We start from the raw sequence: 21,696 nt of genomic DNA, 5'->3' as shown, positions 1-21,696 counted from the left end.
GTTCTTTAAATTCCGTATAAATTTGTATCTATATTAATCGTTGAAGTGATGGTAAACAAATGACAGATAACAAAACCTTGCTCACAGAGAGCCCAACTCTCTACATTGTGCCAACCCCAATCGGAAATTTGGGAGATATCACTCAAAGAGCAATTGAAATTTTATCAAGTGTCGATGTTATTGCAGCCGAAGACACACGCCACACGGGTAAGCTGCTTGCTCACTTCAATATATCAACCAGAACGTTCGCTTTACATGATCATAATGAACAAACTAAAGCGCAAGTTCTAGTCGAAAGGTTATTAGAAGGTCAGTCTATCGCATTAGTCTCTGATGCGGGTACACCTTTAATCAGTGACCCAGGTTACCATCTTGTCTCACAATGTCGTCAAGCGGGTGTGAGAGTTGTGCCACTTCCTGGTGCTTGTGCAGTGATTACGGCATTGAGTGCGTCTGGTTTACCGTCTGATCGTTTCAGCTTTGAAGGCTTTTTGCCGCCAAAGAGCAAAGGTCGTAAAGATAAGTTCCTAGAGATCGCGAAAGCAGAGCGCACGTGTATCTTCTACGAATCACCACATCGAATCTCAGATTCTCTACAAGATATGCTTGAGATCTTAGGCCCAGACCGTGAAGTTGTCTTGGCACGTGAGCTGACTAAGACATTCGAAACAATTCAAGGATTGCCACTGGGTGAGTTGATTGAGTGGATTGAAGAAGATTCGAACCGTAAGCGCGGTGAGATGGTGTTACTGATTCATGGTCATCGTGAAGAAGCGAGCACAGAACTGCCAGACGAAGCGACTCGCACACTAGGCATTCTAACCAAAGAGCTGCCTCTTAAAAAAGCGGCGGCAATGACAGCTGAAATCTACAACCTGAAAAAGAACGCGCTGTACAAGTGGGGCCTTGAGCACCTAGATGGTTAACGCTGAATAGATAAATAGCTGCTCAGTGTATAAGTCGCTAGAGTGCTATTTTAAAGCTTGTGAGGAATGAAGGTCGTCCCTTCATTCCTCTTTTTTTGTCTGGATTGTGTGAAATTCATGCGTTTACTTAGCGGTTTGCAGCATATTTGTGATCTCGCTAGACACTGCACTCTAATCTCTATACAATCCGCCCTCGGAGTTGAACGGGTAATCGCTGCTTTGCTGATGTCCTTCGGGAGACTGACGTTGAGGTCCTTCGGGAAACTGACGTTGAAGTCCTTCGGGAGACTGGCAGAGGGGAGGAACGTCCGGGCTCCATAGAGCAGGGTGCCAGATAACGTCTGGGGGGCGCGAGCCCACGACAAGTGCAGCAGAGAGAAGACCGCCGATGGCCTCATTTCTTCGGAAGGGGCACAGGTAAGGCTGAAAGGGTGCGGTAAGAGCGCACCGTGCGACTGGCAACAGTTCGTAGCAAGGTAAACTCCACCCGGAGCAAGATCAAATAGGCCCTCACATTGCGTTGCTCGCGTATGGGGGCGGGTAGATTGCTTGAGCCTGTGAGCGATTGCAGGCCTAGACGAATGGTTACCGCCGCGCAAGCGGAACAGAACCCGGCGTATGTGTCAACTCCACCTATATAAAGAACCCATCATTACTTAACGGTAGTGATGGGTTTTTTGCTTTATATTGACGTAAATTATTTAGATTTCCTTAGAATCCTTCACCCTGATATGAGCTTGGGTCAAAAATTCCCAAAGCCTATACACAATATGGTGGAGATACGGCGTGAAATCAGTACACTAAAACGTTAATAGAACAAATTATTGCCGAACTAATGGCTCAATCCACTCACTGAGAAGACTATGACAGAAGCATTCAAACATATTTCAGTATTGCTTAACGAATCTATTGACGGACTTGCGATCAAACCTGACGGTACCTACATCGATGGTACTTTTGGCCGTGGTGGTCACAGCCGTACAATCCTGTCTAAACTGGGCGAGAATGGACGACTCTTTAGTATTGACCGCGATCCACAAGCGATTGCAGAAGCGCAAAAGATTGATGACCCTCGTTTTACGATTATTCACGGCCCGTTCTCAGGTATGGCTGAATATGCGGAGCGTTATGACTTAGTCGGTCAAGTGGATGGTGTGTTACTGGATCTAGGTGTTTCTTCACCACAGCTAGATGACGCTGAGCGTGGCTTTAGCTTCATGAAAGACGGTCCGCTTGATATGCGTATGGACCCAACAACCGGTATTCCTGTCTCTCAGTGGTTAGTTGAAGCCGATCTTGATGACATCACATGGGTTATTCGTGAGTTCGGTGAAGACAAACACGCTCGTCGTATCGCGAAAGGCATCATTGCTTATCAAGAGAATGAAGAGAACGAACCACTAACGCGCACTGGTCAGTTGGCTAAGCTTATCTCGGATGTAGCTCCAAAAAGCTTCAAAGAGAAAAAGCACCCAGCAACACGTGCTTTCCAAGCCTTCCGTATCTACATCAACAGTGAACTTGAAGAGATCGATACAGCCCTGAAAGGCGCAGCAAGCATTCTTGCTCCTCAAGGCCGTTTGTCTGTTATTAGCTTTCACTCTCTTGAAGACCGCATGGTGAAGCGCTTTATCCGTAAAGAGAGCCAAGGTCCGCAAGTACCACATGGCCTGCCACTAACAGAAGAGCAGATCAAAGCGCTAGGCAGTGCTGATCTTAAGCCTGTTGGTAAAGCGATCAAGCCTTCTAAAGATGAAGTGGATGAGAATACTCGTTCGCGTAGCTCAGTATTACGAATCGCAGAAAAGCTATAGTCAATGAAGACCTCCAAACCTAACTTAGCCAAGATAATATTTTTTGATTTGATCTCCGTGGGTAAAGTCCCATTGGTGCTGCTTATCTGTATCTTCGCGAGCGCGATGGGGGTCGTTCTCACGACACACATGTCACGTCAGGCAATCACGCAAAAAGACATGGCATTGAGTGAGCGTGAACAGCTTGATAATGAATGGCGAAATTTAATGCTTGAAGAGACGGCTCTGGCTGAACATAGCCGCGTTCAAGCATCGGCAAAACGAGAGCTAGACATGAAACGTCCAGACTCCGACAAAGAAGTTGTGATCACACTGAAATGACCGGAAAAAAGGAAAAAGCCCCCGCGAAAGCCGTTAAGAAACCAACGAAAGAGCGAGTGAAGAGCGAAAAGGACTCGGATCCAATTCTGATTAAATGGCGTTTCAACGTCGTTATTGCTTTTGTGTTGGTTGCCTTTTCTGTACTAGTAGGTCGTGTGGCTTACATCCAAGTCATTGAACCAGATAACTTAATTCGTCAGGGCGACCTTCGTTCTGTACGTGTTAAGGCTATTCCTTCTGCCCGCGGTATTATTTCAGACCGCAATGGCGAACCACTTGCCGTCAGTGTGCCTGTTGAGGCGGTATGGGCTGACCCGAAAACCATCTTCGATAAAAATGGCATGGCCCAAATTGATCGTTGGTATGCGCTAGCTGATGTACTTGGCTTAGATCGACAATCGATGATCAACAAGATCTCCAGCGACAAATCTCGTCGTTTTATCTACCTACAAAGACAAGTTAGCCCAGCAATGGCGAAATACATCCGCGACTTAAAGCTGGTGGGTATTGGTCTTAAAGCAGAATCACGTCGTTATTACCCAGCCGGTGAAGTCAGCGCGCATCTTATTGGTGTGACCGGAATTGATGGACACGGCCTAGAAGGTGTCGAGCGCAGCTACGATAAGTGGCTCACGGGTGAAGCAGGTAAACGTACAATCCGTAAAGACCGTTACGGGCGAGTAGTTGAAAACATTGCACTAGAAGAGCGTGAAGAAGGTAAACCACTCGAATTGACCATCGATCAGCGCTTACAAGCCATCGCTTATCGAGCGATTAAACAGGCGGTAGCCGATCACAAGGCGACGTCTGGATCTGCCATCTTATTAGACGTAAAAACGGGTGCGGTTTTGGCCATGGTTAACGCACCGTCTTACAACCCAAACAATCGTGCTGATTTACAAAGCTTTAAGATGCGTAACCGCGTGATCACCGATGCTTTTGAGCCAGGTTCGACGGTTAAGCCGTTTGTTGTTCTTGCCGCTCTCGAAAATGGTACCGCGGATGCTGATACTGTAATTGATACGGGTAACGGCATCATGCAAATCGGTGGTAGCCGTGTACGTGATACTTCCAAAGTTGGTAAGGCAGACTTGGCGTTAATCCTTAAGAAGTCGAGTAACATCGGTGTGGCGAAGTTAGCACTGGATATGCCACTTGAAGCGCTACTGGGCATGTACAGTTCTGTTGGTCTTGGCGAGATGTCTGGGCTGAATCTAGTCGGTGAGACCGCGGGTATTTTCCCGAACCGTCGACGCTGGTCTAAGTTTGAAATCGCTACCTTATCCTTTGGTTATGGTCTAGCGATTACTCCGCTGCAATTGGCTCATGCCTATGCGACGTTAGCGAATCACGGTGTTTACGAACCTATCCATATCGTTAAAAGCAACGACCAAGATTTCTCAAAACAGATCATCAAGCGCGAAAATGCTGAGTTGGTTTTGAACATGCTAGAAGGCGTAACCCAAAAGGGCGGTACAGCGACAAGAGCTGCCGTGCCGGGTTACCGAGTAGCAGCAAAAACAGGTACATCTAGAAAAGCGATTTCCGGTGGTTATGGAGACGAGTACTTCGCCTATACCGCAGGTGTTGCTCCAGTGAGTGACCCAAGAGTCTCTTTGGTTGTGATGATCAATGAACCTCAAGGTGACCTCTACTATGGTGGCTCGGTCGCAGCCCCTGTTTTTTCTGAAATCATGAAGGGCGCACTGCAAATTCTGAATGTCCCTGCTGATGAAAACAAGTTTCAAGAATAGAGCCAATCAGGATTCAATATGAGTAATAGCCTCACGCTGTCATCTTTACTTTCTCCTTGGGGTGACTTTAGTTCACCTGAGCTGGATGCGATTGCCGTTGAACAGTTGGAGTTGGATAGTCGTGCCATCAAAGACGGCGATATTTTTGTTGCTGTAGTTGGGCATGCTGTTGATGGCCGTCGTTTCATTGACAAAGCGGTCTCACAGGGAGCCAATGCCGTTATCGCACAAGCTGATGCTGAAAAGGCCCATGGTCTGATTGAGTGGTTGGATGCTGTTCCGGTTGTTTACATTAAAGACCTTAACTTGGTGTTATCTGAGTTGGCCGGTCGTGTTTACTCGTCTCAGGCGACTAAGCTGATTGGTGTTACCGGCACCAATGGCAAAACCACTATCACCCAATTGATTGCTCAGTGGCTAGATTTAGTCGGCCAACGCTCTGCGGTAATGGGCACCACGGGTAACGGTTTTCTAGACAACCTTAAAACGGCGGCGAATACGACCGGTAGTGCGATTGAAATACAACGTACGCTGAGTGAGTTGGCTGAAGAAAACGCTGTTTATACCGCGATGGAAATCTCGTCTCATGGTTTGGTTCAAGGCCGAGTTAAGGCATTGGATTTTGAGGCTGGTGTATTTACTAACTTGAGCCGTGACCACTTGGATTACCACGGCACGATGCAAGAGTACGCTCTGGCTAAGAAGAGCTTGTTTACTCAGCATAAGTGTAAGCACGCTGTGATTAATGTTGATGATGAAGTCGGTAAAGCTTGGATGGCTGATCTGTCCAATGCAGTAGCTGTGTCATTGCTTCCGTTATCGGGCTACCAGCAGTCAGTATGGGCATCGGATGTTGCTTATGCAGAGACGGGTATCAAACTCGCTTTTGATGGTAGCTGGGGGCAGGGACAACTGTCTGTTCCTTTAATTGGCCAGTTCAACGCATCAAATGTATTGGTTGCTTTCGCGACCCTACTTGTACTAGGCATCGACAAGCAAACCTTGATCGACACAGCACCTCAATTGCAACCTGTGATTGGCCGTATGGAATTGTTCCAAGTACCAAACAAAGCGAAAGTGGTTGTCGACTACGCGCATACACCTGACGCATTAGAGAAAGCATTGGCAGCACTACGTGTACATTGCTCTGGAAAGCTATGGGCAATCTTTGGCTGCGGTGGTGATCGAGATACAGGCAAGCGCCCAATGATGGCGGTTACCGCAGAGCAGTTCGCCGATAACATTATTATTTCAGATGACAACCCTCGCAGTGAAGACCCGGCATTGATTGTTAAAGACATGCTGGCAGGGTTAAGTGAGCCTGAAGTCGCCTTTGTTGAACACGATCGCTACCAAGCGGTTAAGTTCGCGCTTGAACAGGCAGACAGCAATGACATTATTCTTTTGGCTGGTAAAGGCCATGAGGATTACCAAGTATTAAAAGACAAAACGATCCACTATTCGGATCGAGAGTCAGCACTACAACTTTTAGGTATTTCATAATGATTGATGTATCACTCGAGCAGATCTGCTCAGCGGTGAACGGTCAGCTGATAGAGGCTGGCAAATCGAGCAATAGTTTGATCAATGCGGTTTCTACCGATACTCGCACCGTTGAAGAAGGTGCACTGTTTGTTGCTCTCGTAGGCGAACGTTTTGATGCGCATGATTTTTGTGGTCAGGCTGTTGAGGCCAATGCGAGTGCGTTATTAGTTCAACGAAAACTTGACCTAAATATTACTCAAGTTGTTGTTGAAGACACTAAACTTGCTTTAGGTCAGCTAAGTGCTTGGATCCACAAACAATGTAACGTGCCAACCATGGCGATAACAGGAAGCTGTGGCAAAACGACCGTCAAAGAGATGGTCGCGAGTATTCTACAACAACGTGGCAAAGTGCTGTTTACAGCGGGTAACTTCAATAATGATATTGGAGTACCACTAACCTTGCTGCGCAGTGAACCCAATGACGACTATGCCGTGATAGAACTGGGCGCGAACCACATTGGTGAAATTGCCTATACCACGCAGCTTGTGAAACCACAGGTGGCCTTAGTGAATAACGTTGCTGCCGCGCATCTAGAGGGCTTTGGCTCAATTGATGGTGTTAAACAAGCGAAAGGCGAAATTTTTCAGGGGCTTGCTGCTGGTGATACTGCTATTGTTAACCTAGAGAGCAATGGTGGTGACTTCTGGAAAGATGTGCTTGCAGACAAAAACGTACTGACCTTTTCTGAAAGTGATGACACGGCGGATTACTTTTCGACGAATATTCGCATCAACGAGCAGGGTGAAGCTTGCTTTGATATGCAGACCCCGCAAGGTGCTATCGATGTCGAACTTGGCATTATTGGTCAGCACAATGTAGCCAACGCATTAGCCGCAGCAGCACTGAGCATTCAATTCGGTGCCACGCTTGCAGAAATTAAAAGCGGTTTAGCGAATCTCATCTCAGTTAAAGGCCGAGTTGAGGTTCAACAATTAAGTCAGAATATCAAGCTGATAGATGACAGTTACAACGCCAGTGTACCGGCAATGAAGGCTGCAGCTAAATTGTTGTCGAGCTTCAAAGGTCAGCGTTGGTTGATTTTAGGCAATATGGCTGAATTAGGCGATGAAAGCCTTGCACTTCACCGTCAAGTCGGTGAATATGCTGCCCCATTCGCTTTTGAGCATGTACTCACTTACGGTGATGATACCAAGGTGATTAGTGAAGTGTGTAACGGCACTCACTTTGCAACGCATGAAGCGATGATCGCGCACATAGAGCAGCACTTGAGCTTGCCAGAAAACGCGCCACATACCTTGTTGGTAAAAGGCGCCAATAGTGCAGGAATGAGTAAAATAGCCGCTGCTTTAAAGGAGAACTTTTCATGATAATTTGGCTTGCAGAGCTACTACAGCCACACTTTTCTTTTTTCCGTTTGTTCGAATACTTATCGTTTCGTGCAATCGCGAGCATTTTGACGGCTTTATGTCTGTCGCTGTGGATGGGACCTCGTTTAATTGAGCGTCTGCAAATGCTGCAAATTGGCCAAGTTGTTCGTAATGACGGCCCAGAGTCTCACTTCAGTAAGCGTGGTACACCAACCATGGGTGGTGTGATGATCCTTGCTGCGATCATCATTACGGTCTTACTTTGGGCTGACTTATCAAACCCTTACGTTTGGGCCGTACTTGTCGTGCTAGGCGGTTACGGTGCAGTTGGTTTTGTTGATGATTATCGTAAAGTGGTTCGTAAGAACACTGATGGCTTGATTGCGCGTTGGAAGTACTTCTGGCAATCGGCTATTGCATTGGTTGTGGCGTTTGCTCTGTATGCTCATGGGCAAGACACTGCTGCGACACAATTAGTGGTGCCTTTCTTTAAAGATGTGATGCCACAACTTGGCCTGCTGTACATCGTGCTGACTTACTTTGTTATTGTGGGTACTAGTAACGCGGTAAACCTAACTGATGGCCTAGACGGCTTGGCGATTATGCCAACGGTTATGGTTGCAGCTGGTTTTGCTGTTATCGCTTGGGCGACAGGTAACGTTAACTTTGCAGCATACCTACACATTCCATACATCCCATACACCTCTGAACTGGTTGTGGTATGTACTGCTATCGTTGGTGCAGGCCTTGGCTTCCTATGGTTTAACACTTACCCAGCACAAGTATTCATGGGCGATGTTGGCTCTCTAGCACTGGGTGGTGCGTTAGGTGTGATTGCGGTACTCGTTCGTCAAGAGTTGGTACTAGTGATCATGGGTGGTGTGTTTGTAATGGAGACCTTGTCAGTAATCCTGCAGGTGGGCTCTTACAAATTACGTGGTCAGCGTATTTTCCGTATGGCACCGATTCACCACCACTATGAGTTGAAAGGCTGGCCAGAACCGCGTGTTATCGTACGCTTTTGGATCATCTCAATGGTATTGGTACTGATTGGTCTAGCGACACTGAAAGTTCGTTAATCCTATGCGAGCCTCTGTATTAGAGGCTCTTTGAACTATTAAGAGCATCTTGTTTGAATGGAACGTTGGCAAAATATTCAAAATGTAGTGGTTGTGGGGCTCGGTATTACCGGGCTCTCTGTCGTTAAACATCTCGTAAAATATCAGCCCCATACTTGCGTAAAGGTAATTGATACGCGAGAGCTACCACCAGGAAAGGAATCTTTGCCTGAGTCGGTAGAGCTGCATTCTGGAAGCTGGAATAGCCAATGGTTAGCGGAAGCTGATTTGGTGGTAGCTAACCCAGGTATCGCCTTAGCAACCCCTGAAATTCAAGATGTGCTTCAAGCAGGTACGCCTGTTGTCGGTGACATTGAGTTGTTTGGCTGGGCGGTGAATAAACCTGTCGTGGCGATTACTGGTTCAAACGGCAAGAGTACCGTGACGGATTTGACAGGCGTACTTGCTAAAGCGGCTGGCCTTAACGTTGGTGTCGGTGGCAATATTGGTATTCCGGCTTTAGACCTTCTTGAGCTTGATGCAGATTTATATGTGCTTGAGCTTTCAAGCTTCCAGTTAGAAACCAAATCGAACCTAAACCTTGTAGCAGCAGCCTTTTTGAACCTGTCAGAAGATCACATGGATCGCTATCAGGGTATGGCTGATTATCGTGAAGCCAAGTTAAGAATTTTTAATAACGCGCAGTGTGCGATTGTTAACCGCGACGACAAAGAGACGTATCCAGACCACAACATGTCATTAGTAACATTCGGACTCGACGATCAAGAGTTTGGTGTCGCGACAGTTGATGGTACCGAATGGCTAATGGACAACGGTAAACCTGTCCTTGCTACCCAAGATTTAACATTGGTTGGACGTCACAATGTGGCGAATGCGTTAGTCTCACTTGCACTATTGAAGCAAGTTGGTATCGACTACAGCAAAAGTCTTGATGCTTTGAAGGCCTATAACGGTTTGACGCATCGTTGCCAAGTCGTGGCTGACAAGCGCGAAATCAAATGGGTTAATGACTCCAAAGCAACGAATGTAGCCAGCACATTGGCAGCCCTGTCTGGGTTGGAGTATCAAGGTACGTTATATCTTTTGGTTGGCGGCGTTGGTAAAGGTGCTGACTTTAGTGAGCTTGAACCAGTATTGGCGCAACTTGAGCGTGTTCAGCTGTGTTGTTTCGGTGAAGATGCAGATCAATTCATGCCTCTGCACCCATCGGCACAAAAGTTCGATACCATGCAGCAGATAATCGAATCTATCTCGCCACAGCTGGTGGCTGGAGATATGGTGATGCTGTCTCCGGCGTGCGCAAGCTTCGATCAATTTAATAATTTCATGGCAAGAGGTGATGCGTTCACTGAGCTTGCTCATGAGTATGCTTAACGTGTTGAAGGACTAACATTCAGTGCAAAGAGTCAAAGAGATTAATCAATCCATCTGGCAGTGGCTAAACCGTGCTACTCCCGAGGCGCTTTACGATCGTCAATTGGTGTGGATTGCTCTTGGGCTAATGCTGACAGGTTTGGTGATGGTGACGTCTGCTTCGTTCCCCATCAGTGCTCGTTTAACCGATCAGCCGTTTCACTTTATGTTCCGTCATGCCATCTTCCTTGTATTGGCGTTAGGTGTCTCTAGCGTCATATTGCAAATCCCGATGCAACGCTGGTTTCAATACAGTATGTATCTACTGGGCTTGTCCTTCTTCTTGCTGATTGTGGTATTAGCCGTCGGTAAGTCGGTTAACGGCGCATCGCGTTGGATCCCATTAGGGCTATTTAACTTACAACCCGCTGAAGTCGCCAAGTTATCGCTGTTTATCTTTATGGCGGGCTACTTGGTTCGGAAGCAAGATGAAGTGAGAAAAACCTTCTTCGGTGGTTTTGGTAAACCGATCATGGTATTCGGCGCTTTTGCCGTGCTGCTGCTAGGCCAGCCCGATTTAGGTACTGTGGTCGTAATGCTAGTGACCCTGTTCGGCATGCTATTCATTGCTGGTGCCAAGCTTTCACAGTTTATCGCCTTGATGGTGGCAGGTATTGCCGCGGTCGTCGGTTTGATTGTTATAGAACCTTATCGTGTTCGACGTGTTACCTCATTCTGGGAACCTTGGAACGACCCGTTCGGCAGTGGTTACCAGTTAACTCAGTCATTGATGGCGTTTGGCCGTGGTGATTGGATGGGGCAAGGGCTCGGTAACTCAATTCAGAAACTCGAATACTTACCTGAAGCGCACACCGATTTTGTATTTGCTGTGTTGGCAGAAGAATTGGGTTTTGTTGGCGTGACCTTGGTCTTGATACTCATCTTTAGCTTGGTTTTTAAAGCCATTTTTATTGGCAAAAAAGCCTTTGAACACGATCAAGTGTTCAGCGGCTATCTGGCTTTTGGTATTGGTATTTGGTTTGCGTTTCAGACGCTTGTTAACGTAGGTGCTGCATCTGGCATCGTTCCGACCAAAGGTCTAACCCTACCGCTAATCAGTTATGGTGGTTCGAGTTTAATTGTTATGTCTGTGGCGGTATCAATGCTGCTGCGCATTGACCACGAATGCCGAATGCAACAAAAAGAACAAGCTGATAGTCAAAACGAATTAGTAGAATAAGAATCTAACGTGATGAAACAAAACAAAAAACTTTTAGTGATGGCTGGTGGTACTGGCGGTCACGTTTTCCCAGGGTTAGCAGTAGCGAAAAAGCTTCAGCAACAAGGTTGGGAAATTCGCTGGTTAGGCACAGCAGACAGAATGGAAGCGGATTTAGTGCCAAAGCATGGCATTGAAATCGACTTCATCAAAGTGAAAGGCCTGCGTGGTCAAGGCATTAGCAAGTTAATTAAAGCGCCGTTCCAGATTATTAATGCCATACTTCAAGCAAGACAACACATTAAAGCATGGCAGCCTGATGTGGTACTTGGCATGGGTGGTTACGTGAGTGGCCCGGGTGGTATCGCGGCATGGTTGTCTGGCATTCCAGTGGTTCTCCATGAACAAAATGCAGTGGCAGGTTTAACTAACCAATGGCTGTCTAAAATTGCTAAAAAGGTATTCCAAGCTTTCCCTGGTGCGTTTCCTACTGCGGAAGTTGTAGGTAATCCTGTACGTGAAGATGTGGTTGCCTTAGCTGAACCAGAGCAACGCATGGCGGAGCGTGATGGTGACATCCGCATCTTGGTTATGGGCGGCAGTCAGGGCGCAAAAATCCTAAACGATACCTTGCCAGTAACGATGGCGCAGCTTGGTGAAGGCTTCACTGTGATGCACCAAGCGGGTAAGAACAATCAACAACAAGTTATTGAGCAATACAAATCACATTCTGTTGGTAATGTTCAAGTGACTGAATTTATTGATGATGTGGCGCAAGCTTATGAGTGGGCAGATCTATTAGTGTGTCGCTCAGGTGCATTAACCGTATCAGAAGTGTCTGCGGCAGGTGTCGGTTCTATCTTCGTTCCGTTTATGCACAAAGACAGACAACAAGCGTTGAATGCCGACCATTTAGTTGAATGTGGCGCAGCGTTAATGATTGAACAGCCTCAACTAACGGCTGATAAGCTAGCGAACACTATCGCGCAGCTTGATAGAAATGAATTAAAAATGATGGCAACAAAAGCTCGTCAAGCCGCCAAGCTTGATGCTGATGTGACCGTCGCTGAAGCGATTAAAGCTTTAGCAAAATAATGAGATTGAATTGATGACGATTGAACATACCCAAGACTTAGCGCAAATCCGTGCAATGGTGCCAGAGATGCGCCGTGTTAAATCTATCCACTTCATTGGTATTGGTGGTGCCGGAATGAGCGGGATTGCTGAAGTCTTGCTAAATGAAGGCTACCAGATCACGGGTTCTGATATTGCTCAAAACCCAGTGACTGATCGTTTAGTTAGCAAGGGTGCGACCGTTTATATCGGTCACCAAGCGAGTAACGTTGCCGACGCAAGTGTGGTGGTTGTTTCAACCGCTATCAACGAAGAAAACCCAGAAATTATTGCAGCTCGTGAAGCGCGCACACCGATCGTTCGTCGTGCAGAAATGCTGGCTGAGCTGATGCGTTTTCGTCACGGTATTGCTGTGGCAGGTACGCACGGTAAAACAACCACGACTGCGCTAGTGACACAGATTTACTCGGAAGCCGGCCTAGATCCAACCTTCGTAAACGGTGGTTTGGTTAAAAGTGCTGGTACTAACGCACGTTTAGGTTCAAGCCGTATTCTTATCGCTGAAGCCGATGAGAGTGATGCTTCATTTTTACATCTGCAACCTATGGTTAGTATCGTAACTAACATTGAAGCGGATCATATGGATACCTACGGCGGCGATTTTGAAACGCTAAAGCAGACGTTTATTGATTTTTTACACAACCTACCATTCTACGGTCAGGCTGTGATGTGTGTTGATGATCCAGTAGTGCGTGAGCTTATTCCTCAGGTAAGTCGCCAGGTGATTACTTACGGTTTCTCTGAAGATGCGGATATTCGTATTGAGAACTACGTACAAGAAGGCCAGCAAGGCAAATTCACAGTGGTACGTGAAGGTAAAGCTAACCTTGATATCACGTTAAACATTCCAGGTCGTCACAATGCATTGAATGCATCCGCGGCGATTGCTGTTGCAACAGAAGATGACATCAGCGATGAAGCGATTCTCAAAGCGATGGCGGGAACGGAAGGCACGGGTCGCCGTTTCGATCACCTAGGTGAGTATGAAACAGGTAAAGGCGTTGCAATGCTGGTCGATGATTACGGTCATCACCCAACCGAAGTTGACGTGACGATTCAAGCTGCTCGTAGTGGCTGGACTGATAAACGTCTTGTTATGATCTTCCAACCGCACCGTTATAGCCGTACTCGCGATCTGTATGATGATTTCGCGAACGTTCTTGAGCAGGTTGATGTCCTAATTCTGTTAGATGTTTATTCTGCAGGTGAGAAACCTATTGCAGGGGCTGACGGACGTTCATTAAGTCGAACTATTCGTGGGCGTGGTAAGATAGACCCAATCTTTGTTGCCGATATCAACGCACTGCCATCGGCTTTAGCCAACGTAATTCAAGGCGGTGACCTTGTTTTAACGCAGGGTGCAGGCGATGTTGGTCGAGTAGCGAAGCAGTTGGAATCGTTACAGTTAGACATTAATAAAATGCAGAACGCGTAACAGAATACTGTCTACAGACTGTGGTCAATCGCTCACTTCTTGCGATTGACCTAAAATTGACCAAAAATCTTATTATCAACGTTTGATAGTTTGATTTTGCTCAGTATAATTCATAGGTTAAAGTAAGTGCTTTTACCTCTATTACGAATATAGGGAATAGAATTGCGAACCAACGACAGGGAATGCGGGCTTTGGTAGAAAGTACTTTTAGCGAAAACCGCCACCTATTCAGTTTACCGTCGCTCAAGAAACACGCCTTAGGCGGGTCTTTTTTTGTCATGGTATTGCTATTCATTGGGTTTCTTTTCTATACCACACTAACTTGGATGTGGGACGATCAGCGATTGCCTCTCTCCAAAATAGTACTTCAAGGCGACTTAACTTACGTAACCGCTGGTGATGTTCAACATGCCTTTAGCGAGCTAGAGCATATTGGAACCTTCATGTCGCAAGACATCGGTGTGTTGCAAGACAGTTTAGAAGCGTTACCTTGGGTTTCAGTGGTCTCCATTCGTAAGCAGTGGCCAGACACAATAAAAGTATTTTTGACTGAGTACCATGCGGCAGCAATCTGGAACGGTAACATGCTGCTGAATGACGATGGTCAGGTGTTTAATGGTGATATCGGCCTGTTGAAGGGCGATAGAGTTAAGCTTTACGGCCCAGACGGCACCAGCCAAGAAGTGATAGAAAAGTGGCGACAGATAACCCCTTTGATTAACAGTCTAGGGTTAACCGTTACCTCTCTCGTTCTCAATGAGCGTCGCGCTTGGCAAATAATCCTAGATAACGGTATCCGTTTAGAACTAGGTAAAGATTCTTTAGATGAGCGTGTTGAACGCTTCATTTCGCTTTACAACGAACTTGGTAGTAAAGCGAATCAAGTGAGCTACATCGACCTCAGGTATGATACGGGAGCCGCTGTAGGCTGGTTTCCAGAGCAAGAGTTAGAAGAGAGCACAGATGACTAAGACCGCAGATGACAACATAATCGTTGGTCTTGATATAGGCACTGCGACCATATCAGCTCTGGTTGGTGAAATATTGCCTGATGGTCAAATCAATATCATTGGTTCTGGGCAAAGCCCATCCAGAGGTATGGATAAAGGTGGTGTAAACGACCTAGAGTCGGTAGTTAAGTCGGTTCAGCGAGCTATTGATCAAGCAGAGTTGATGGCGGAATGCCAAATCAGCAATGTATTTATCTCGCTATCGGGTAAACATATCGCAAGCCGAATTGAAAAAGGCATGGGCACTATCTCTGATGAAGAGGTGTCTCAAGACGATATGGATCGAGCGATCCATACCGCGAAATCAATTAAAATAGGTGATGAGCAGAGAATTCTGCACGTGATCCCACAAGAATTTACCATTGATTATCAAGAAGGGATTAAGAACCCACTTGGCTTATCTGGTGTTCGAATGGAAGTCAGTGTTCACCTAATTTCTTGCCATAGCGACATGGCGAGAAACATTATTAAAGCTGTTGAACGATGTGGTCTCACAGTAGAACAAATCGTGTTTTCAGGACTTGCCTCAAGCAATGCGGTAATTACTGAAGACGAGAGAGAGCTTGGAGTATGTGTTGTCGATATCGGTGCGGGTACAATGGATATTTCCATTTGGACTGGCGGCGCACTTCGACACACAGAAGTCTTTTCCTACGCAGGAAATGCAGTAACCAGTGATATTGCCTTCGCTTTCGGCACGCCAGTGAGCGATGCTGAAGAGATAAAAGTAAACCATGGTTGCGCTCTGAGTGAACTCGTAAGCAAGGATGACTCTGTTAACGTCCCAAGTGTTGGTGGTCGCCCATCGAGAAGTTTGCAACGACAAACTTTGTCGGAAGTGATTGAACCACGTTACACTGAACTTATGGGTCTCGTTAACCAAACTATTGATACGGTTCAATTACAGCTACGAGATGAAGGTATTAAACACCACCTTGCAGCTGGCGTCGTTCTCACTGGTGGAGCGGCACAAATTGACGGATTGGTAGAGTGTGCGGAACGTGTTTTCCGCAATCAAGTTCGAGTTGGTAAGCCGTTAGAAGTTAGTGGCTTAACTGACTATGTTAAAGAGCCGTATCATTCTACGGCGGTTGGTTTACTTCATTACGCAAGAGATTGTCAGATCAGTGATGAAGGTGATTACAGCGAACCTAAGCGTTCAGCACCTTCTATGTCTGGTTTATTTGGCAAATTGCGTAATTGGATACAAAAAGAGTTTTAACCTGAGTTGCAGGAAAAAACGGAGATAACACATGTTTGAACCGATGATGGAAATGTCTGACGATGCAGTAATTAAAGTCGTTGGAGTTGGTGGCGGTGGCGGTAACGCTGTTGAGCACATGGTACGTGAATCAATCGAAGGCGTAGAATTCATCAGTGTTAACACTGATGCACAAGCACTTCGTAAAACAAGCGTGAGCAGCGTGATCCAAATTGGTGGTGATATCACTAAAGGTTTGGGCGCTGGTGCAAACCCACAAGTAGGCCGTGATGCAGCTCTCGAAGATCGAGAAAGAATTAAAGAAGTTCTAACTGGCGCCGATATGGTATTTATCGCAGCTGGTATGGGCGGCGGTACTGGTACAGGTGCTGCTCCAGTTATTGCTGAAGTTGCGAAAGAGTTGGGTGTGCTGACGGTTGCTGTTGTAACTAAGCCATTTAGCTTTGAAGGCAAAAAGCGTTTAGCGTTTGCTGAGCAAGGTATTGAAGAGCTTTCTAAACATGTGGACTCATTAATTACGATTCCAAATGAAAAGCTACTTAAAGTACTTGGCCGCGGCGTAACTCTGCTAGAAGCTTTCGCAAGTGCCAATGATGTACTTAAAAACGCTGTACAAGGTATCGCTGAGCTAATTACTCGCCCTGGTATGATTAACGTCGATTTCGCGGATGTTCGCACCGTAATGTCTGAGATGGGTCATGCAATGATGGGTAGCGGTATCGCAAAAGGTGAAGACCGTGCTGAAGAAGCTGCTGAAACGGCAATTTCTAGCCCACTACTAGAAGACATCGACCTAGCTGGCGCACGTGGCGTTCTTGTGAACATCACAGCAGGCCTAGATATGCGTCTAGATGAATTCGAAACAGTAGGTAATACAGTTAAGGCATTCGCATCTGATAACGCAACAGTTGTGATTGGTACTTCTCTAGACCCTGATATGACGGATGAAATCCGTGTAACTGTTGTAGCAACAGGTATCGGCACAGAGAAAAAACCAGACATTACATTAGTTGCTGGTGGTAAAGCTAAGGTTGCACCAACTCCTCAACCACAGGTAGCGGCTCAAACTGCACCAAAAGTGGAAGAGAAAGTGGCACAACCATTGCAAGAAAAAACTGAGGTTAAACCTCAAGTTAAGCCGCAGCCAACAACGTCACCTGTTTCTTCAGGTACAGGCGCTAGCCAAAGTGCAGCACCTAAGGCTGAGAAAGAGAGTGGATACTTAGATATTCCAGCATTCTTACGACGTCAGGCTGATTAACAAATACCCAAAATTTGACTATCGTCGAATTAATGGTAAAATTCGCGGTCGGTAAATACTGACCGTGATTTGTAGCACTGATAACGAGGCAAGCAGATGATCAGACAACGTACTCTGAAAGAAATTGTGAAAACAACTGGTGTGGGTCTCCACTCTGGTCGTAAAGTCACACTTACTCTTCGCCCGGCAGCTGCAAATACAGGTATTGTTTATCGTCGTACAGATGTAAATCCACCTGTAGATTTCCCAGCTGATCCAGCGTCAGTTCGTGACACTATGCTATGTACAGCTCTTGTTAATGACGAAGGCGTACGTATCTCTACAGTGGAACACCTTAACGCAGCTTTAGCGGGTATGGGCATCGACAACATTATTGTTGAAGTAGATGCACCTGAGATCCCAATTATGGATGGTAGCGCAAGCCCATTCGTATACTTGCTACAGCAAGCGGGTGTAGAAACACTGAATGCAGCGAAGCGTTTTATTCGTATCAAAAAGCCTATCCGTTTTGAAGATGGCGATAAGTGGGCAGAATTTGTTCCATTTAACGGCTTCCGTATGGACTTTGAGATCGACTTTAACCACCCAGCTATTGAATCTGATGAGCAACGTTTGTTGTTTGATTTCTCTTCACAAGGTTTTGTGAAAGAAATTTCTCGCGCTCGTACTTTCGGCTTCATGCGCGACATTGAGTATCTACAATCTCAAAACCTAGTACTTGGCGGTAGCTTTGATAATGCTATCGTACTGGACGAATACCGAATTCTTAATGAAGAAGGTCTACGTTTTGACAATGAGTTCGTAACTCATAAAGTACTAGATGCGATTGGTGACTTGTACATGTGTGGACACGCTATTATTGGTGAGTTTCGTGCATACAAATCAGGTCACGGCCTAAACAACCAACTACTACGTGCAGTACTTGCTGACGCAGAAGCTTGGGAATGGGCAACATTCGAAGAAGAAGTAGGCTCTCCTGTTGCATTTGCTGAACCAGGAATGGTTCTAGCGTAATTGTTGTTTACAGCAATATAAGATTTCGAAAACCAGGTCATTGACCTGGTTTTTTTGTATCTATTTTCCAGATACAGTATCGTCAACATCCGAAAGTTGTCTCCCAATGAGCTGCAGTCTGGCTAATCCATCAGCAATTAGAAAGAAAAGTTCCAAGCACATCAAACAAATGGGGTTATAAATGGTTGTTGGTGTGAAAATTACTTACACTAAAGGGCATTAATTTTAACTCAAGCCTTGAAAACTCTACTCTCAAGTACAATATCAAAGATACTAGATTTATCTCAGTATCCTTGGTTAGTAACTGAAGACTAGTTCATAGCTAGTAGAGACACTGACGGCATTTAAAATAGATCGCGGACGATCTGAGAACGAAGAGATTCCAAGCACATGATTACTAAGCTGCTGACAAAGGTAATTGGCAGTCGCAATGACAGAACACTGCGCCGCCTTAGAAAAATTGTAAAAGAAATTAATAACTTCGAACCAACGTTTGAAGCACTTTCAGACGAAGAACTAAAAGCAAAAACGGTTGAATTTCGTGAGCGCTTAGATAAAGGTGAATCGCTAGACCAACTTCTACCTGAAGCATTTGCTACGGTACGTGAAGCGTCTAAGCGTGTTTACGGCATGCGTCACTTTGACGTGCAAATGATTGGTGGCATGGTTCTAAATGCTGGCCAAATTGCAGAAATGCGTACTGGTGAAGGTAAGACTCTTACAGCAACCCTACCAGCTTATCTTAACGCCCTACCTAGCAAAGGTGTTCACGTAGTAACGGTGAACGACTACCTAGCGAAGCGTGATGCGGAAACAAACCGCCCATTATTTGAATTCCTTGGTATGACTGTTGGCGTAAACGTGCCAAACATGGCTCCACCAGAGAAGAAAGAAGCGTACCAAGCGGATATCCTATACGGAACAAACAACGAGTTTGGCTTCGATTACCTACGTGACAACATGGCTTTCCGTGCTGAAGATCGTGTTCAACGTGAGCGCTTCTTTGCTGTTGTCGATGAGGTTGACTCAATCTTAATCGATGAAGCTCGTACTCCACTTATTATCTCTGGCCCAGCTGAAGATAGTTCAGATCTTTACACGCGTATTAACACGTTGATCCCTAACCTTGAGCGCCAAGATAAAGAAGATTCTGAAGAGTACCGTGGTGAAGGTCACTACACCATGGACGAGAAATCGAAACAGGTTCACCTGACTGAAAACGGTCAAGAATTTGTAGAAGAGCTAATGGTCAAAAACGGCCTGATGGAAGAGGGTGACACGCTTTACTCTCCAACTAATATCAGCCTATTGCACCATGTTAATGCAGCGCTGCGTGCACACGTACTGTTTGAGAAAGACGTCGACTACATCGTTACTGAAGAAGGCGAAGTGGTTATCGTTGATGAACATACTGGTCGTACTATGCCAGGTCGTCGTTGGTCTGAAGGTTTACACCAAGCTGTTGAAGCTAAAGAAGGTGTGAAGATTCAGAATGAAAACCAGACGCTAGCATCGATTACATTCCAGAACTTCTTCCGTCTATACGAAAAACTGTCAGGTATGACAGGTACAGCCGATACAGAAGCTTTCGAATTTCAGTCTATCTACGGCCTAGAAACAGTGGTTATCCCAACCAACAAGCCTATGGTTCGTAACGATATGCCAGATGTGGTTTATCGTACCGAAGAAGACAAGTTCAATGCGATCATTGAAGACATCAAAGACCGTGTAGCTGCTGGTCAGCCATCATTGGTTGGTACGGTTTCTATCGAGAAGTCTGAACTACTGTCTAACGCACTGAAAAAAGCAAAAATTAAGCACAGCGTTCTAAATGCTAAATTCCACGAAATGGAAGCAGAGATCGTTGCACAAGCTGGTATGCCGAGTGCGGTAACTATCGCAACTAACATGGCTGGTCGTGGTACCGATATCGTATTAGGTGGTAGCTGGCAGGCACAAGTTGAGAAGCTAGAGAATCCAACCAAAGAGCAGATCGAGAAGATCAAAGCTGACTGGAGAGTAATCCACGATAAAGTGCTTGAGTCAGGTGGTCTGCACATCATTGGTACTGAGCGTCATGAATCTCGCCGTATCGACAACCAGCTACGTGGTCGTTCTGGTCGTCAAGGTGATGCGGGTTCTTCTCGTTTCTACCTATCAATGGAAGATTCTCTGCTACGTATCTTCACATCGGATCGTATGGCTGGTCTTATCCAAAGTGGTATGGACGAAGGCGAAGCGATCGAATCTAAGATGCTTTCTCGCTCAATTGAAAAAGCACAACGTAAAGTTGAAGGTCGTAACTTCGATATTCGTAAGCAGCTTCTTGAGTACGATGATGTAGCCAATGACCAACGTAAAGTGGTTTATGAGCTTCGTGATGAACTGATGAGCTCTGACGATATCAGCGAGATGATCGAACACAACCGTGAAGATGTATTGGCATCAGTGATTGATGAATACATCGCACCTCAGTCTCTTGAAGATATGTGGGATATCGCGGGTCTGCAAGATCGTCTGAAGAATGACTTCGATCTAGACTTTGATATTCAAGGTTGGTTAGACGAAGACGACAAGCTTTATGAAGAAGCATTGCGTGAGCGTATTCTTGCTATGGCGGTTGATTCGTACAAACAGAAAGAAGAAGTGGTTGGTGCTCAAGTACTGCGTAACTTCGAGAAATCTGTGATGCTACAAACGCTAGACGGCCTTTGGAAAGAGCACTTGGCTGCGATGGATCACCTTCGTCAAGGTATCCACTTACGTGGTTATGCTCAGAAGAACCCGAAACAAGAGTACAAGCGCGAGTCGTTTGAACTGTTTGAAGGCCTACTAGATGTACTGAAAACAGACGTTGTTACCATCCTTTCTAAAGTGCGCGTTCAGCAACAAGAAGAAGTTGAAAAGATGGAAGCTCAACGTCAAGCTCAAGCTGAAGAAGCGGCGCGTCGTGCACAAGCGCAACATGCAACAGCTGAAAACCAGCTAGCTGACGATGAAGCTGAAGCGGCATCTCCACAAACGGTAGTGCGTGACGAGCGTAAAGTTGGCCGTAACGAGCCATGCCCATGTGGTAGCGGTAAGAAGTACAAGCAGTGTCACGGTAAAATCGCGTAAGTTTAATGAATCGTTGCTGTAGCGCATGATAGCTGCGTTGGTGGTACTCACTTACAGTCGTAAGCTCCGTGCCACCGCCTTGCTCTCATACACTACAACTTAGCTTCATAAAACTGACAAATAGAATATAAAGAGTCGCTTAGGCGGCTCTTTTTGTATGT

General features: G+C 46.0%; 16 protein-coding genes and 1 other RNA gene. All 17 read left to right on the top strand.

The window, feature by feature from the left end; all coding sequences use genetic code 11:
- Positions 1-59: 59 nt before the first annotated feature.
- The 17 genes from rsmI (at position 60) to secA (ending at position 21,535) form a co-directional block, all read left to right on the top strand.
- Positions 60-926: a 16S rRNA (cytidine(1402)-2'-O)-methyltransferase gene (gene rsmI, locus A136_RS11880; RefSeq protein WP_017062903.1), complete on the top strand. Its 867-nt coding sequence runs from the start codon at positions 60-62 to the stop codon at positions 924-926.
- A gap of 195 nt (positions 927-1,121) precedes the next feature.
- An RNA gene (gene rnpB / locus A136_RS11875) (RNase P RNA component class A) lies at positions 1,122-1,561 on the top strand.
- Between the two features lie 228 nt (positions 1,562-1,789).
- Complete coding sequence (gene rsmH, locus A136_RS11870; protein WP_017062902.1) at positions 1,790-2,740, top strand: 16S rRNA (cytosine(1402)-N(4))-methyltransferase RsmH; 951 nt, start codon at positions 1,790-1,792, stop codon at positions 2,738-2,740.
- 3 nt (positions 2,741-2,743) lie between these two features.
- Complete coding sequence (ftsL, locus tag A136_RS11865) at positions 2,744-3,061, top strand: cell division protein FtsL (RefSeq protein ID WP_017062901.1); 318 nt, start codon at positions 2,744-2,746, stop codon at positions 3,059-3,061.
- Positions 3,058-4,815, top strand: coding sequence for a peptidoglycan glycosyltransferase FtsI (locus A136_RS11860; protein ID WP_008223684.1), 1,758 nt, complete (start codon positions 3,058-3,060; stop codon positions 4,813-4,815). Before ftsL ends, A136_RS11860 begins: the two co-directional genes overlap by 4 nt.
- Before the next feature lie 18 nt (positions 4,816-4,833).
- Positions 4,834-6,318 (top strand): UDP-N-acetylmuramoyl-L-alanyl-D-glutamate--2,6-diaminopimelate ligase, encoded by a 1,485-nt coding sequence (murE, locus tag A136_RS11855; protein ID WP_017062900.1) that lies wholly within the window; start codon positions 4,834-4,836, stop codon positions 6,316-6,318.
- Positions 6,318-7,691, top strand: coding sequence for a UDP-N-acetylmuramoyl-tripeptide--D-alanyl-D-alanine ligase (locus A136_RS11850; RefSeq protein WP_017059283.1), 1,374 nt, complete (start codon positions 6,318-6,320; stop codon positions 7,689-7,691). Before murE ends, A136_RS11850 begins: the two co-directional genes overlap by 1 nt.
- Positions 7,688-8,770 (top strand): phospho-N-acetylmuramoyl-pentapeptide-transferase, encoded by a 1,083-nt coding sequence (gene mraY, locus A136_RS11845; RefSeq protein WP_008223690.1) that lies wholly within the window; start codon positions 7,688-7,690, stop codon positions 8,768-8,770. Before A136_RS11850 ends, mraY begins: the two co-directional genes overlap by 4 nt.
- Positions 8,771-8,827: 57 nt before the next feature.
- Entirely contained in the window at positions 8,828-10,144 is a 1,317-nt protein-coding gene (gene murD, locus A136_RS11840) for a UDP-N-acetylmuramoyl-L-alanine--D-glutamate ligase (RefSeq protein WP_029235091.1), read from the top strand.
- 22 nt (positions 10,145-10,166) lie between these two features.
- A complete protein-coding gene (ftsW, locus tag A136_RS11835) occupies positions 10,167-11,363 on the top strand; it encodes a cell division protein FtsW (protein ID WP_017059286.1) in 1,197 nt (398 codons plus the stop codon).
- A gap of 12 nt (positions 11,364-11,375) precedes the next feature.
- Positions 11,376-12,437: an undecaprenyldiphospho-muramoylpentapeptide beta-N-acetylglucosaminyltransferase gene (murG, locus tag A136_RS11830; protein ID WP_017062898.1), complete on the top strand. Its 1,062-nt coding sequence runs from the start codon at positions 11,376-11,378 to the stop codon at positions 12,435-12,437.
- A 13-nt stretch (positions 12,438-12,450) separates the two neighbouring features.
- The gene (gene murC / locus A136_RS11825) at positions 12,451-13,911 is read left to right on the top strand and encodes a UDP-N-acetylmuramate--L-alanine ligase (protein WP_017059288.1); all 1,461 of its coding nucleotides are present in this window, start codon (positions 12,451-12,453) and stop codon (positions 13,909-13,911) included.
- Positions 13,912-14,189: 278 nt separating this feature from the next.
- Positions 14,190-14,882, top strand: a complete 693-nt coding sequence (locus A136_RS11815) for a cell division protein FtsQ/DivIB (protein WP_017059290.1) — start codon at positions 14,190-14,192, stop codon at positions 14,880-14,882.
- Positions 14,875-16,143 (top strand): cell division protein FtsA, encoded by a 1,269-nt coding sequence (gene ftsA / locus A136_RS11810; RefSeq protein ID WP_010434747.1) that lies wholly within the window; start codon positions 14,875-14,877, stop codon positions 16,141-16,143. Before A136_RS11815 ends, ftsA begins: the two co-directional genes overlap by 8 nt.
- A 31-nt stretch (positions 16,144-16,174) precedes the next feature.
- The gene (gene ftsZ / locus A136_RS11805; protein WP_017059291.1) at positions 16,175-17,404 is read left to right on the top strand and encodes a cell division protein FtsZ; all 1,230 of its coding nucleotides are present in this window, start codon (positions 16,175-16,177) and stop codon (positions 17,402-17,404) included.
- A 96-nt stretch (positions 17,405-17,500) separates the two neighbouring features.
- Positions 17,501-18,418, top strand: a complete 918-nt coding sequence (lpxC, locus tag A136_RS11800; RefSeq protein ID WP_010434751.1) for a UDP-3-O-acyl-N-acetylglucosamine deacetylase — start codon at positions 17,501-17,503, stop codon at positions 18,416-18,418.
- A 390-nt stretch (positions 18,419-18,808) separates the two neighbouring features.
- On the top strand, positions 18,809-21,535 hold the full coding sequence (gene secA / locus A136_RS11795) for a preprotein translocase subunit SecA (protein WP_017059292.1): 2,727 nt from the start codon (positions 18,809-18,811) through the stop codon (positions 21,533-21,535).
- Positions 21,536-21,696: the final 161 nt, after the last annotated feature.

This window comes from Vibrio crassostreae 9ZC13 (genome assembly GCF_000272045.2).
Classification (GTDB): Bacteria; Pseudomonadota; Gammaproteobacteria; order Enterobacterales; family Vibrionaceae; genus Vibrio; species Vibrio crassostreae_C.
Note: the sequence above shows the minus strand (reverse complement) of the source record. Positions and strands in the feature narration are given on the sequence as shown.

What these genes read in the sequence shown, in the direction of transcription:
- rsmI (WP_017062903.1), top strand. Translation starts at nt 60, where the DNA reads ATGACAGATAACAAAACCTTGCTCACAGAGAGCCCAACTCTCTACATT.
- rsmH (WP_017062902.1), top strand. Translation starts at nt 1,790, where the DNA reads ATGACAGAAGCATTCAAACATATTTCAGTATTGCTTAACGAATCTATT.
- ftsL (WP_017062901.1), top strand. Translation starts at nt 2,744, where the DNA reads ATGAAGACCTCCAAACCTAACTTAGCCAAGATAATATTTTTTGATTTG.
- A136_RS11860 (WP_008223684.1), top strand. Translation starts at nt 3,058, where the DNA reads ATGACCGGAAAAAAGGAAAAAGCCCCCGCGAAAGCCGTTAAGAAACCA.
- murE (WP_017062900.1), top strand. Translation starts at nt 4,834, where the DNA reads ATGAGTAATAGCCTCACGCTGTCATCTTTACTTTCTCCTTGGGGTGAC.
- A136_RS11850 (WP_017059283.1), top strand. Translation starts at nt 6,318, where the DNA reads ATGATTGATGTATCACTCGAGCAGATCTGCTCAGCGGTGAACGGTCAG.
- mraY (WP_008223690.1), top strand. Translation starts at nt 7,688, where the DNA reads ATGATAATTTGGCTTGCAGAGCTACTACAGCCACACTTTTCTTTTTTC.
- murD (WP_029235091.1), top strand. Translation starts at nt 8,828, where the DNA reads ATGGAACGTTGGCAAAATATTCAAAATGTAGTGGTTGTGGGGCTCGGT.
- murG (WP_017062898.1), top strand. Translation starts at nt 11,376, where the DNA reads ATGAAACAAAACAAAAAACTTTTAGTGATGGCTGGTGGTACTGGCGGT.
- murC (WP_017059288.1), top strand. Translation starts at nt 12,451, where the DNA reads ATGACGATTGAACATACCCAAGACTTAGCGCAAATCCGTGCAATGGTG.
- A136_RS11815 (WP_017059290.1), top strand. Translation starts at nt 14,190, where the DNA reads ATGGTATTGCTATTCATTGGGTTTCTTTTCTATACCACACTAACTTGG.
- ftsA (WP_010434747.1), top strand. Translation starts at nt 14,875, where the DNA reads ATGACTAAGACCGCAGATGACAACATAATCGTTGGTCTTGATATAGGC.
- ftsZ (WP_017059291.1), top strand. Translation starts at nt 16,175, where the DNA reads ATGTTTGAACCGATGATGGAAATGTCTGACGATGCAGTAATTAAAGTC.
- lpxC (WP_010434751.1), top strand. Translation starts at nt 17,501, where the DNA reads ATGATCAGACAACGTACTCTGAAAGAAATTGTGAAAACAACTGGTGTG.
- secA (WP_017059292.1), top strand. Translation starts at nt 18,809, where the DNA reads ATGATTACTAAGCTGCTGACAAAGGTAATTGGCAGTCGCAATGACAGA.